Annotated in this window: 9 protein-coding genes, 1 pseudogene and 1 other annotated feature; of the genes and pseudogenes, 6 read left to right on the top strand and 4 right to left on the bottom strand. The window is 47.7% G+C overall.

What is annotated here, in order from left to right:
- Positions 1-84 precede the first annotated feature (84 nt).
- The 4 genes from ACI39P_RS07260 to rpoN form a co-directional block, all read right to left on the bottom strand.
- Positions 85-1467, bottom strand: a complete 1383-nt coding sequence (locus ACI39P_RS07260; protein ID WP_439720002.1) for an NAD(P)/FAD-dependent oxidoreductase — start codon at positions 1465-1467, stop codon at positions 85-87.
- A 379-nt stretch (positions 1468-1846) separates the two neighbouring features.
- Positions 1847-4489, bottom strand: a complete 2643-nt coding sequence (alaS, locus tag ACI39P_RS07255; protein ID WP_439720001.1) for an alanine--tRNA ligase — start codon at positions 4487-4489, stop codon at positions 1847-1849.
- A 228-nt stretch (positions 4490-4717) separates the two neighbouring features.
- Positions 4718-4947: a binding site (T-box leader), on the bottom strand.
- A 125-nt stretch (positions 4948-5072) separates the two neighbouring features.
- Positions 5073-6494: a MocR-like pyridoxine biosynthesis transcription factor PdxR gene (locus tag ACI39P_RS07250; RefSeq protein ID WP_439720000.1), complete on the bottom strand. Its 1422-nt coding sequence runs from the start codon at positions 6492-6494 to the stop codon at positions 5073-5075.
- A gap of 47 nt (positions 6495-6541) precedes the next feature.
- The gene (gene rpoN / locus ACI39P_RS07245) at positions 6542-7903 is read right to left on the bottom strand and encodes an RNA polymerase factor sigma-54 (protein WP_439719999.1); all 1362 of its coding nucleotides are present in this window, start codon (positions 7901-7903) and stop codon (positions 6542-6544) included.
- Positions 7904-8414: 511 nt separating this feature from the next.
- Here rpoN and rsxC point away from each other — a divergent pair.
- From rsxC to rnfB, 6 genes and pseudogenes are all read left to right on the top strand, one after another.
- Positions 8415-9809 (top strand): electron transport complex subunit RsxC, encoded by a 1395-nt coding sequence (gene rsxC, locus ACI39P_RS07240; RefSeq protein WP_439719998.1) that lies wholly within the window; start codon positions 8415-8417, stop codon positions 9807-9809.
- An 18-nt stretch (positions 9810-9827) separates the two neighbouring features.
- The gene (locus ACI39P_RS07235) at positions 9828-10787 is read left to right on the top strand and encodes an RnfABCDGE type electron transport complex subunit D (RefSeq protein WP_439719997.1); all 960 of its coding nucleotides are present in this window, start codon (positions 9828-9830) and stop codon (positions 10785-10787) included.
- 2 nt (positions 10788-10789) lie between these two features.
- On the top strand, positions 10790-11326 hold the full coding sequence (locus tag ACI39P_RS07230) for an RnfABCDGE type electron transport complex subunit G (protein ID WP_439719996.1): 537 nt from the start codon (positions 10790-10792) through the stop codon (positions 11324-11326).
- Positions 11326-11919 (top strand): annotated as a pseudogene (rsxE, locus tag ACI39P_RS07225) (electron transport complex subunit RsxE); the annotation flags it as partial. The gene ACI39P_RS07230 and the pseudogene rsxE, both read left to right, overlap by 1 nt.
- Before the next feature lie 19 nt (positions 11920-11938).
- On the top strand, positions 11939-12517 hold the full coding sequence (gene rsxA / locus ACI39P_RS07220) for an electron transport complex subunit RsxA (RefSeq protein WP_439719995.1): 579 nt from the start codon (positions 11939-11941) through the stop codon (positions 12515-12517).
- A 20-nt stretch (positions 12518-12537) separates the two neighbouring features.
- Positions 12538-13461 (top strand): RnfABCDGE type electron transport complex subunit B, encoded by a 924-nt coding sequence (rnfB, locus tag ACI39P_RS07215; RefSeq protein ID WP_439719994.1) that lies wholly within the window; start codon positions 12538-12540, stop codon positions 13459-13461.
- Positions 13462-13633 lie beyond the last annotated feature (172 nt).

Raw genomic sequence — 13633 nt, 5'->3', positions numbered from 1 at the left:
ATAAATACTCCCTTTTTGCATAGAAAAAAGGTATCTCTATCATATAATCATAGGGATACCTTTTTCTGTTCCTGCATTATAGTTTTATTTTTCTAAGATTTTATCCGCTACATACATCCCGTTGGCCGCCGCCTGAGACAGCGAACGGGTAAAGCCTGCGCCATCGCCAATGGCATATATGCCGGGGCAGCCATCAATCTGAAATTCTGTGCATTTGGGGCGTGCGGAATAATATTTACATTCAATCCCATACAGCAATGTATCATGGTTGGCTGTGCCGGGGGCGATTTTATCCAAAGCATGGAGGGTTTCGATAATATTATCCAGCTGGCGTTTGGGCATACAAAGGCTCAAATCGCCTGCCACAGCCTTCAAAGTGGGGCGTGTGGTAGATTTTGCCATACGGCTTTCATCGGAGCGTCTGCCCTGCTCCAGATCGCCCAGTCTCTGCACCATAACGCTGCCGCCGCTGATCAGGTTCGCCAGGCTGGCCACATATCTTGCGTATTCGATGGGCTGACGGAAGGGTTCTGTAAAGCGGATGGTAGAAAGCAGCGCAAAGTTGGAGTTTTCCGTCTTTCTTGCCTGTTCCCGATAAGAATGACCGTTGACCGTCAGCACGCCGCCAGTGTTTTCCGTCACCACCTGCCCGCCTTCATTGAAGCAGAACATTCTTGTGATATCGCCATACTGTTTGGAGCGATACCAAATCTTCGGCTCATAGATCTTCTGACTGAAATGATCCCAGATCATCCGGGGCAGTTCTACCCGGACGCCGATATCCACTTGATTATTTTTCAAAGGAATCTCATTTTTTTCACACCATTCGGAGAAAAAGCGGCTGCCTGCCCGCCCCACTGCAAAAATAATATGCTCTGCGGTGACGGTCTGTGCTTCCCCTTGGGAGGAAAGGAAAATCTCCCTTGTATTCTTATCCACATCCAATGCCGCTGTATCCGCCGCAATATCGATCTTTGTTTCCAGATATTCAATCAGTTTCCGCATGGTTTCAAAATTGCTGTCTGTCCCCAGATGCTTCAGCTGTGCCTGGCTCATGTGCAGATCATGCTGCAGGCACAGGCGTTTCAGCTCATCGCTGGGCATAAAACGCTCCGTTGTTGCGCCAAATTTCACCAGCACGCTGTCCGCTTCTTCAATATAATGGATGACCGTTTGGGGCTCCAAAAATTCTGTCAGCCAGCCGCCGTATTCTGTAGAAATCACGTATTTCCCATCGGAGAAGGCCCCGGCCCCCGCCATGCCTTCCATAATGGCACAGGATGCACATTTCACACATTTATCTACCTTGCCCAACACAATGGGACAGCTCCGCTGTTTGATGGGATGGCCTTTTTCCACGATCAGCACTTTCAGTTCCGGTTTGTTTTCCATCAGGCGATAGGCCGTCATAATACCGCCGATGCCGCCGCCAATGATAGCTACATCATATTGTTTTTTCAGTTTCATTCTTCTTCGCCTCCTGCAAGCCATAGACTGTTTCATATTTATAAAGCAAATTTGCATAAAAATGTCGTTTTGCGCAAAAAGAAAGCGAAACCATTCTTTTTGTGTAAGGAATGTTCCGCTTCACTTACGATTTATTTTACCCCTGTTGTTTTCCCTTTGTCAATAGCATTTTCTGTCATTCTTCTGTTCCCTGGTTTTTCCCTTCTGCTTTGTATATTCATTCAAATATGGTTTTTCTTCCTGCTGTAAAATCAAAATAGGATGAATCCTTGTTATTTTGGGATTCATCCTATTTTTTCATTAGAATAAATTTTGTTCTAAGAAAATATCGCTCTCGGTTTCCTTTCGCAGAGGAATTGGGGAGAACCTCCCCAAAGTCTTATTGAATCTGTTCAGCAACGATTTCTTTTGCTTTTTCCAGTGCTTCGCCAATCTTAGAGGCATCCTTGCCGCCGGCCTGTGCCATATTGGGACGACCGCCGCCGCCGCCGCCGCAAACTGCAGCCGCCGCTTTGATGATGTTGCCTGCGTGAGCACCTTTCTTTACCACATCATCGGTAGCCATAGCCATCAGGCTTACCTTGCCATCCTTGGCGCCAGCCAATACGATAACGCCGCTGCCCAGCTTATTCTTCAGCTGATCGCCCAGAGTACGCATTGCGTTGGCATCCATATCTTTCACTTCCGCAGCCAGCACCGCTACCCCGTTGATCTCTGTTTTCTGGTTCAGAATATCATCCGCTGCACTGCCTGCCATTTTTGCTTTCAGTTTTTCCAGTTCTTTTGCCTGTTCCTTCTGTTCTGCCAGCAGCTGTTCCACTCTTGCCACCAGCTTATCGGGTGTTGTTTTCACCATCTGGCTCAGGGTTCTTACTTCATCCTCCTGTACCTGATAATGATGCAGTGCGCCTTCCCCGGTCAGGGCTTCGATACGTCTGACACCGGCAGCAACGCCGTTTTCGGAAATGATCTTGAAGGAGCCTACCTGTGCTGTATTTTTCAGGTGTGCGCCGCCGCAAAGCTCGATGCTGTAGCCGCCCATATCAACGACACGAACGACATCGCCGTATTTTTCGCCAAACAGTGCCATTGCGCCTTTTTCTCTGGCTGCATCAATGCCCATTTCTTCTGTATCAATGGCATAGCTTGCGAAGACTGCTTCATTGACCAGTCTTTCCACTTCTTTGATTTCATCAGGTGTCATTGCTGTGAAATGGGTGAAGTCGAAACGCAGTCTGTCTGCACTGACATAGGAACCTGCCTGCTCTACATGAGTACCCAGAACCGTTCTCAGGGCTTTATGCAGCAGGTGTGTTGCGGAATGGTTTCTGGAGGAAGCCATTCTATGGTGCAGATCGATGGAAGCGCATACAGTTTCATCCAGAGAGATGGAACCTTCTGCCACCTTGCCCATATGAGCGATCTTGCCGCCGACAACCTTCACGCAGTCTGTCACTTCTACCAAGCCCTTTGCTGTCTTGATGGTACCATGGTCACCCACCTGACCGCCGCTTTCAGCATAGAAAGGTGTTTTATCCAGGAATACGGCAACCGTGTCGCCTTCCTGGGCAATACCGGAAATTTCATCATTGGCAACCAGAGCAACCACCTTTGCATCTGCCACTTCATGAACATCATAGCCGGCAAAGGCTGTTACCATATCTGCGGACAATTCATTATATACCGTTTCCGCAGCGCCCATATAATTGGATTTTGCTCTTGCAGAACGGGCACGTTCTTTCTGTGCTTCCATTTCTGCGGCAAAAGCATCTTCATCTACGCTCATGCCTGCTTCTTCCAGAATTTCCTTTGTCAGGTCGATGGGGAAGCCATAGGTATCATACAGGCGGAAGGATTTTTCGCCGCTCATCACCGTCTGCCCTGCGGCTTTCATTTCTTCCATATCCTGTTTCAGGATTTCCATACCATTGTCGATGGTCTTATAGAAACTGTTTTCTTCGATGGACAGAATCTTGAAGATATATTCCTGTTTATCCACCAGTTCAGGGTATGCGTCACCGCTGCAGGCAATTACGGATTTGGACAGTTCAGCCAAAAATTCGCCCTGAATGCCCAACAGCTTGCCATGGCGCGCCGCTCTTCTCAGCAGTCTTCTCAGCACATAGCCACGGCCTTCATTAGAGGGCAGCACGCCATCGGCTGTCATCATGGTTACGGAACGGATATGGTCTGTGATGACACGAACGGAAACATCTGTCTTATGGTCTTTGCCATATTCCACATTTGCTTTTGCACAAACGGCATCACGGATAGCCTTGATGGTATCTACGTCGAAGATAGAGTCTACCCCCTGCATGATGGTCGCCATACGTTCCAGGCCCATGCCGGTATCAACGTTTTTGAATGCCAGTTCTGTGTATGTGCCGTCTTCTTCCGCATTGAACTGTGTCAGTACCAGGTTCCAGAATTCCATGTATCTGTCACAATCGCAGCCTACGCCGCAGGTAGGGCTGTTGCAGCCATATTCGGGGCCGCGGTCATAGTAGATTTCTGTACAAGGACCGCAAGGGCCTGTGCCATGTTCCCAGAAATTATCTTCTTTGCCCAGCTTCACGATTCTATCCCAGGGCAGGCCCACCTTTTCATGCCAGATGTTGCCTGTTTCATCGTCTTCTTCATAAATCGTAACATACAGCTTGTCCTTGGGGATTTCCAGCCATTCTGTTACAAATTCCCAAGCCCAGGGGATGATTTCATTTTTGAAATAATCACCAAAGGAGAAGTCGCCCAGCATTTCAAAGAATGTACCGTGGCGAGCGGTTTTCCCTACGTTGTCGATATCGCCGGTACGGATACATTTCTGACAAGTTGTGACACGTTTTCTGGGGGGGATTTCCTGCCCTGTGAAGTAAGCCTTCATAGGTGCCATACCAGAGTTGATCAACAGCAGGCTGTTATCATTATGGGGCACCAGAGAGAAAGATTTCAGGCGCAGGTGATCTTTTGTTTCAAAGAAAGACAGAAATTTTTCTCTGATTTCGTTTACACCTAGATTTTTCATAGTATATTCCTCCTTAATTAACGGGTTTTGCTGCGTTTTGAGAAGCAAACAAGTAAGCAAGGCTTGCGTGAGCGCCGATTGCAGCAAAAGGTTATGTCATTGCGGCAAAGCCGCTAGCTAGGGGCAACGCCCCAATGGGTCTTTTCCGTAAGGAAAAGAAATGACTTTAAAGAATTTGTTTCAAAGCCAACAGATAAATACCAAATAAAAAAGCCCCTAATCATTCTGATTAGGGACGCATGATATCGTGGTACCACCCTAGTTACGGCCGCCATTAGCCGTCACTCGAAGCCGTTAACGCCGACATACGCCGTGGTATACTCTCAGTTCCACCACGAAGCTGTGTCCGAAAGGACCGAAAAGACTGCTTCCATCCTGCGCTGCTAAGGCATTTTCACCCTTCTGCCTCTCTCTGAAAGTCCTGACCGGGATGTACTCCTTCTTTTCATGGCTTTTTTCTAATAATGATTTGATTATAGCACTTGGAAATCGTTTGTCAAGGCAGATGGCACAAATTTTCCTTTGTAAATTTGTAAAAAATGCTTTTCAAATGCTGAGAAATCCGCTCCCCCAGCTTTCTGCTTCATTTTTTCATCTCTCTGAGGGTATCCCCCATGCGCTTCAGCCCCACCTCGATCTTATCATCGCTGAGGTTGGCAAAGCTCAGGCGGACATGTCTGTCCTCTTCCCCGCTGATATCATATTGGCTGCCGGGAGTCAGGATCACGTTTTTTTCCAGCATGCGGCTGCAAAAGGCTTCTCCCCCCACCCCCTTGGGCAGCTCCACCCAAAGGCTGACACCACCATTGGGATGTCCATATTTCGCCACACCGGAAAGATATTTCCGTGCTGCCGAAAGGGTTTTGCGGTATTTTTCACTGCCATACTGCCGGGTCTGGGCAGCATGCTTTTCCCAGCCGTTTTCCCTGAGATAATATTCCAATGCCCGCTGGATAAAGCCGGAGGTGGAAATATCTGTAGTATATTTCGCCTCCATCACCGCCTGATGGATTTTCTTCGGCAGGACGATGAGCCCCATACGCAGCCCTGGCATCAAGATCTTGGAAAAGCTCTTGATATAAATGACACGATTCTTATAATCCAGAGCTTTCAGGGGAACCAAAGGCTCCTTGCCATAATGGAAATCATAAAAATCATCTTCTTCGATGATATAAGTATCATATTTTTCCGCCAGTTCCAGCAAACGGCGTTTTTTCTCCATAGAATAGGAAATGCAGGTAGGGGTCTGGTAATAAGCCATCATATAAATGAATTTGGGCTGATACAATTTCAGGAAATCCTCCAGAATCATCATATCCATGCCATCGTTTTCCATGGGGATTTCCACCAGCTTGCCGCCCCGGGAAAGGAAGGCCCCCGCCGCACCATAGAAAGTAGGCTTTTCCACAAAAACCACATCCCCATAGCGAAGCATGGCCTTGGAAATGATATCGATGCCCTGCTGGGCGCCGGAAATGACCTGTACATTTTCCATAGAAGTTTTGATGCCATAGCTTTTCAAGTAGAGGCAAAGCTGTTCCCGCAAAGGCTCATAGCCCATACTGTCCATATATCGGAAGGCACCGCCCTTTTCCCTGTCAAGAACTTCATCAAAGGCTTTTTTGAAAGCATCCACAGGAAACATTTCATTAGGCAGAGAAGTGCTTGTAAAATTGATGGCATTTTCCATAAATAAGCCGCTGTCAAAGGAGCGCAGATTGCGGTTAGCAACAGGTTCGGGGATATGTTCCACCGGCAGGGGGGAAACAAAGGTGCCGCTGCCTACTCTGGAATAGACCAGCTTCTTATTTTCCAGATATTTATAAGCGTTCACAATCGTGACGGAATTGACGCCAAAATGCTCCGCCATTTTGCGGATGGGGGGCAATTTGCTGTTTGCCTGCAGGATGCCATCGGTAATCAGGGCTTCAATGCTCTCTGCCAATTGCTGATATAAGGGGGTCTCCCCTGTTTTTTCCAACTGGATTTGAAAAATCTCTACCATATTAATATACTCCAAATTACTCCAAAATTCTCTATGGGTTTCCCCTGTTAATAAACCTTACGTCCGGAAGCCCCCGGAATGCCCATGGCTTCTCTGTATTTCGCTACTGTTCGGCGGGAAATCTGAAACCCTTCCGCATTCAGCCGTTCTGTCAGTTCCCGGTCGCTGAGGGGTTTTTGTTTATTCTCTCCTTGGATGATGGCCCGAAGATGTTCCTTGATGCTTTCTGCGGAAACTGTCTCTTCCTCTCTTGCCATGGCTTTGGTAAAAAAAGCATGGAGAGGGAAAACCCCTCTGTCACACTGGAGATACTTTTCCTTCACCGCACGGCTGACAGTGGATTCATGGATCTCCAATTTTTCTGCCACATCTGCCATCCTGAGGGGGGCCAGCTGCCCATTGGGGCACAGAAAAAACTTTTTCTGATGCTGCACGATATATTCCGCCACCCGCTGCAGGGTGCTTTCCCGTTTGGCGATACACTGCAGTGCCCATTCTGCCTGCTTCAGCTTATCGGCAATATATTCTTCTGTTTCCGCATCCGCCTTTTCCCGCAGCAGCTTCACATAGGCATGGCTGACCCGCAGCCGGGGCACCATGGCCCCATTGACCGTAACCGTCAGTTCCTGGTCTTTTTTCTCCACCAAAATATCCGGGATAACATATTCCACCGCCTCTTCCCCCGCAAAACCGCTGCCGGGTTTCGGCTGGCAGGAGCGGATTTCCTGCAGGGCTTCCAGAAGCTCCTCCATGGAGATTTTCCATTTTTTTGCTATGTAAGAAAGTCGGTTCTTTGCCAAATCATCCAAATGCAGTTCTATCATTTTGATGGCGAAAGGAGATGCGTTTTTCTGTTTCAGCTGGATCAGGAGACACTCCCGCAAATCCCTTGCCCCTACCCCGGGCGGGTCTAGGGTCTGAAATTCCGCCAGAATCCGGGCTGCCGTGCTTTCCTTCAACTGATACCGCTCAATCAGGCACTCGACGGCATCCGCCTCCAGATAGCCGCTTTCCGCCGTGCTTTCTGCCAAAAAACGCAGGACCTTTTTGTTGTCCTCCGGTATTTTTAAAATATTGATCTGAAAGAGAAGATATTCCCGCAGGCTCTGCCCATCTTTTCTGCCAAAGCGACTGTCCTCCCGTTCCCGTTCCTTCTGCTCCTGCTCCATTTGGTAAAAGCTGCGGTTCTGCTCATCGCTTTCCTCCAGCCATTCCAATTTCTGCAGCAGCTTTTCTCTAAAGCCTTCTGCCGGTTCCTCCTCCTCGCTCCACTCCAGAAGGGGGTTTTCCTCCGCCAGTTCCTTGGCATATTCCGAAAGGGCAAGGGCATTCATCTGCAGGATTTCCACAGACTGCTGCATTTTTTGTGACAATACCTGTTTTTGCTGCAGTTGTAATGAAAGTTCCATAAAAAAGCCTCCTTCGCAGGCTCCATTTCAAAATTCTTATCTTTATTTTAACATGCCCATCTCTCCGGTGCAAGGAAAGCTCTTTTCCCTTACAATATTGCCATTTTCTTCCTGAAACCCTTGTCAATTTGGCAATTTATCCCGAAAAAACAACCAAAAACCCCACAGGATTATGGTAATAAATTAACATTTACTTTTATAGATAATAAGTGTACACTAGTATGCGGAGATTCATTCGCATACAAACAAATTCTGTACAAGCGGATACAACCTTCATTTTTTTAGATACAGCAGGAATCCGATTTCGATAGATTTTCGCAGGAACTGTCTCACCTCAGTGAAAATTTCTTTTTTAATGAAAAGTTTTTTCGCTTTTTTTCTGCAAAAATATTGAGAAATTCTTATTTTTGTATTAAAATATTGCTGTTATATATAGCTATATTTTTATAAAAGTATAACTGCAACCCGCGCCTTCCCAGGCGCACAACTAATTTGAACAGAGGGGGATAATATGCAAGCTTTAACGTTCAAACGTGGGGTACATCCTCCTGATGGGAAGGAACTGGCAAAGGACCAGCCCATCAAGGTGATTATGCCCAAAGAAAACTCTGAATTGTTCTACCCTATGAGCCAGCACATCGGTGCTCCTTGTGAACCACTGGTAGCCGTTGGCGATCATGTAAAAGTAGGACAGAAAATCGCTGAGTCCGGTGCATTCATGTCTTCTCCTATCTTCGCCAGTGTTTCCGGTGAAGTAGTAGATATCAGACCTATGCTGGTACCCGGCGGTGCAATGGTAAAAGCGATCGTTGTAAAAAACGATGGCAAAATGGAAGAGATCGAAGGTCTCAACGAAGGTAAAGATTACACAACCATGACAAACGATGAAATCCTGGCAGCAATCAAAAATGCCGGCGTTGTTGGTCTGGGTGGTGCAGGTTTCCCTACACACGTAAAACTGAACCCTCCCAAAGACACACCGATCGACCATATCCTGATCAATGCGGCTGAATGTGAACCTTACCTCACATGTGACTACCGCCTGATGCTGGAAGAACCTGAAAGAATCGTAAGAGGCCTGCAGATCATGCTGAAACTGCATCCCAATGCAAAAGGCGTGATCGGTATCGAAATGAACAAGCCCGAAGCAATCGCTTCTATGCAGAAGGCTTGCGAAGGCATCGATAACATCACAGTACAGCCTCTGGTAACAAAATTCCCTCAGGGTTCCGAAAAACACCTGATTTACGCAATCACAAAGAGAGAAGTAAAATCCGGTGCTCTGCCCGCATCCGCTGGCTGTATCGTTGACAACGTTGATACAGTTGTTGCCATCGAAAGAGCCATCTGCAAAGGCAGACCTCTGATGAGAAGAATCGTTACTGTTTCCGGTAAGGGTATCAAAAACCCCGGCAACTACAAGATCAGAATCGGTATGACACTGAGAGATCTGGTAGACGCTATCGGCGGTTTCAATGAAGAAAACCCTCCCGTAAAACTGATCGCAGGTGGTCCTATGATGGGTCCCACCCTGTACACATTGGATGTTGCATCCGTAAAAACAACTTCCGGTCTGCTGTGCTTCACAAAAGACGAAGCATACATTCCCGAAGAAAGAAACTGCATCCGTTGCGGTAAATGTGTAGAACATTGCCCTATGGGCCTGATGCCCTTCATGCTGAACGCTTGTGCAATCAAGGGCGACGGCGAAGGCTTCGTAAAACATCACGGTCTGGATTGTATCGAATGTGGTTCCTGCTCTTACGAATGTCCTGCAAAACGTCAGCTGGCTCAGTCTATCAGAGCAACGAAGAAGATCGAAGCAGGCAAAAAAGCAGCAGCGGCCGCAGCAGCAAGAGCAAAAGCGGAAGCTGAGAAAAAAGCAGCAGAAGCTGAAAAGAAATAAGAAGGGGGAGAATAAAACATGGCTAACTTTGTAGTATCCGGTACCCCTCATGTGCGTTCCAAAGAATCCATCCAGAGCATCATGCGTGATGTCATCATCGCTCTGGTACCCGCAACAGCGATGGGTATTTATTATTTCGGCCTGAAAGCACTGATCCTGATCGTAGCTGCGATCGTTTCCGCTGTTTTCTTTGAATGGCTGTATGAAAAAATCACAAAAAAACCCGTTACAATCAGCGACTTGTCCGCAGTTGTAACCGGTCTGTTACTGGCAATGAACCTGCCCGCATCCGCTCCTATCTGGTTGCCCATCGTAGGCAGTGCATTTGCTATCATCTTCGCAAAACAGCTGTTTGGTGGTCTGGGTCAGAACTTCATCAACCCTGCACTGGCAGGCCGTGCATTCCTGCTGGCTTCCTACCCTACAGAAATGACATCTTGGGTTGCACCCACAGGCTTCAGCGGCGCAGACGCAGTAGCAGTTGCTACACCTCTGGCTGAACTGAAAGCAGGCACAGGCCTGAGCGCTTCTCTGGGCGATCTGGTTCTGGGTAACGTAGGCGGCTGTATCGGTGAAACATGTGCAATCGCGCTGATCATCGGCGGTATCTACCTGCTGTACAAACATGTTATCAGCTGGAAGATTCCCGTAATCTACATCGCAACTGTATTTATCCTGTTCGCTGTCATCGGCAGACATGGCGTAAGAATGCCCCTGCAGGAAATCATGGCCGGCGGTGTAATGCTGGGCGGTATCTTCATGGCAACAGACTACGCTTCTTCTCCTGTAACTCCTAAGGGTCAGATCATCTTTGCAATCGGCGCTGGTCTGATTACATACCTGATCCGTACTTTTGGCGGTTACCCCGAAGGCGTATCCTACTCCATCCTGCTCATGAACGTTTGTGTACCTCTGATTGAAAGATTCACAGAACCTACAATCTTCGGTGCATTACCTAAAACAAAGGAGGCGAAATAAGCATGAACTCTAAAGCAGTAGTTAAACCCGCAATCGTTCTGCTGGTTATCGCCGGTGTAGCTGCAGGTCTGCTGGGCGTTGTTTCCGAAGTTACAGCTGCTCCTATTGCTGCACAGAATGAAAAATCTCTGAATGAAGGCATGCAGGCAGTTATGCCCGAAGCCTCTTCCTTTGAACAGCTGGATGTTGAACTGACAGGTACTATGACAGCTGTATACAAAGGTGATAACGGCGGTTTCGTAATTACAACAGAACCCGGCGGTTTCGGCGGCTCTGTAAAAACAATGGTTGGTATCGGCACTGATGGTGTGATTACTGGTCTGCGTGTAACAGGTCACTCTGAAACAGCTGGTCTGGGTGCAAAAGCAACAGAACCCGATTTTTATGAACAGTTTGCTGGCAAATCCGGCTCTGTTTCTGTAACAAAAGATGGCGGCGAAATCGTTCCCATCACTAGTGCAACAATCACATCCAGAGCCGTATGTACTGGTGCTCAGGAAGCTCTGGATTGGTTCGCAGCGAATGGAGGTGCTTATTGATGGCTAACCCTGTTAAATTGATCAAAAACGGCATTATCAATGAAAACCCTACATTCGTTCAGGTTATTGGTATGTGTCCTACACTGGCGGTAACATCTTCCGCTATCAATGGTATCGGTATGGGTCTTTCCACAACAGCAGTATTGATCTTTGCAAATATTTTCATTTCCCTGCTGAGAAAGATCATCCCTGATACTGTACGTATCCCTTGCTTCATCGTAGTTATCGCTACATTCGTAACAATCATCGAATTCCTGCTGAAGGCTTATCTGCCTTCCCTGAATGCATCCCTGGGTCTGTACATTCCACTGATCGTAGTTAACTGTCTGATCTTGGCGCGTGCAGAAGCATTCGCTTCCAAAAATGGTCCCGTTGCTTCCGCATTCGATGGTATTGGTATGGGTCTTGGTTTCACACTGGCTCTGGGCTGTCTGGGTCTGGTTCGTGAATTCATCGGTTCCGGTACTCTGTTTGATATCACAGTACTGCCCGAAGCATTCCCCAGAACTCTGCTGTTCGTAATGGCTCCCGGTGCGTTCTTCACACTGGCTTGTCTGATGGCTATCCTGAACCATTTCAGAAACAAAAAAGCGTAAGAAGGAGGGGAAATAAATGAATCTGATCTTGTTAGTATTAGCTGGCATTTTCGTAAACAACTACGTAATGTCTCAGTTCTTAGGTATCTGTCCCTTCCTCGGCGTTTCCAAGAAGGTAGATACAGCGGCTGGTATGGGTATGGCCGTAATCTTCGTTATGTCCCTGGCGGCAGCAGCAGCATGGCTGGTATACAACCTGATTCTGGTGCCCCTGAACATCACATACCTGTATAACATTGCGTTCATTCTGCTGATCGCATCTCTGGTACAGTTTGTAGAAATGTTCCTGAAAAAATCTGCACCTGCTCTGTATCAGGCACTGGGTGTATTCCTGCCCCTGATCACAACAAACTGTGCAGTACTGGGTGTAGCCGTAACAAACATGCAGAAAGGCTACAACTTCATCGAATCCATTCTGAACGCAGTTGGTGGTGCAGCTGGTTTCGCACTGGCAATCATCCTGTTCGCTGGTATTCGTGAAAGAATCGCTGATAATGACACACCGAAAGCCTTCGAAGGTTTCCCTATGGCTCTGATCACAGCTGGTCTGATGTCCATCGCATTCCTGGGCTTCTCCGGTCTGATTAAACTGTAATAGAAGGAGGGTAAAAGAATATGGATCCAATGAGTATTGTATTCCCCGTCCTGAGTATTGGCGGTATGGGCGTTGTTTTCGGCGCTTGTCTGGGTGTTGCAAGTGAAGTCTTCAAAGTTGAAGAAGATCCTCGTATCGGCGAAGTACTGAGCGTTCTGCCCGGTGCAAACTGCGGTGGCTGTGGTTTCCCCGGCTGTGGTGGTTGTGCAAGCGCTATCGTTGCTGGTACAGCTCCTGTAAATGCCTGCCCCGTTGGCGGCGCAGCAGTTGCTGAAAAAGTCGGCGCGATCATGGGTGTTGAAGCATCTTCCGCTGAACCCGTTGCTGCTTTTGTTAAGTGCGGTGGTACTTGCGACAAGGCAAAAAATAAATATGATTACGAAGGTATCGACGACTGTAACTTCGCAGTGCAGCTGGCTGGTCAGGGTGCAAAATCCTGTTCCTATGGCTGTCTGGGTCTGGGCAGCTGTAAGAAAGCATGTGCTTTCGGTGCCATTGAAATCATTGACGGCGTAGCTGTCATCGATAAAGATAAATGTGTTGCTTGCGGCAAATGTGTTTCCACATGCCCCAAACATATCATCGAACTGCTGCCTGTTAAGAAAAAAGTAAAAGTACAGTGTTCTTCCAAAGATATGGGTAAGAACGTAATTCCCAACTGCTCCGTTGGTTGTATCGCATGTAAGATCTGTGAAAAGAACTGTCCTTTCGATGCAATCCACGTAATCGATAACCTGGCTGTCATCGATTATACAAAATGTAAAGCATGTGGTATCTGTGCAAACAAATGCCCGAAGGGCGTTCTGACAGGCAAGAGACCTGCTCAGCCTGCAGCTCCCGCACAGGCTGCTCCCGCTGCTGCTGCAGCACCTAAGGCAGAGGCTCCTGCACAGGCTGCTCCTGCTGCTGAAGCGCCTAAAGCTGAAGCACCCAAGGCTGAATGATAATGCCCGCTTTGTGGTAAGAAGCAGAGGCGGCTCCTCTGAAACTGCGAAGCAGTTGATAGCAGAATCATTTCTGACTTTCAAAGACTCTCCGAGAAATCGGAGAGTCTTTTTTTATTGTGCGCTTAAGCACGAATAAACCACCAGCTCTGCTGGTGGAATAAGGTGCTTA

Source organism: Anaerotignum sp., assembly GCF_051877975.1.
Taxonomy (GTDB): Bacteria; Bacillota; Clostridia; order Lachnospirales; family Anaerotignaceae; genus Anaerotignum_A.
This window is presented reverse-complemented; position numbering and strand designations above follow the sequence as displayed.

Coding starts and splice junctions, on each gene's coding strand:
- ACI39P_RS07260 (WP_439720002.1), bottom strand. CDS start 1,467: ATGAAACTGAAAAAACAATATGATGTAGCTATCATTGGCGGCGGCATC.
- alaS (WP_439720001.1), bottom strand. CDS start 4,489: ATGAAAAATCTAGGTGTAAACGAAATCAGAGAAAAATTTCTGTCTTTC.
- ACI39P_RS07250 (WP_439720000.1), bottom strand. CDS start 6,494: ATGGTAGAGATTTTTCAAATCCAGTTGGAAAAAACAGGGGAGACCCCC.
- rpoN (WP_439719999.1), bottom strand. CDS start 7,903: ATGGAACTTTCATTACAACTGCAGCAAAAACAGGTATTGTCACAAAAA.
- rsxC (WP_439719998.1), top strand. CDS start 8,415: ATGCAAGCTTTAACGTTCAAACGTGGGGTACATCCTCCTGATGGGAAG.
- ACI39P_RS07235 (WP_439719997.1), top strand. CDS start 9,828: ATGGCTAACTTTGTAGTATCCGGTACCCCTCATGTGCGTTCCAAAGAA.
- ACI39P_RS07230 (WP_439719996.1), top strand. CDS start 10,790: ATGAACTCTAAAGCAGTAGTTAAACCCGCAATCGTTCTGCTGGTTATC.
- rsxA (WP_439719995.1), top strand. CDS start 11,939: ATGAATCTGATCTTGTTAGTATTAGCTGGCATTTTCGTAAACAACTAC.
- rnfB (WP_439719994.1), top strand. CDS start 12,538: ATGGATCCAATGAGTATTGTATTCCCCGTCCTGAGTATTGGCGGTATG.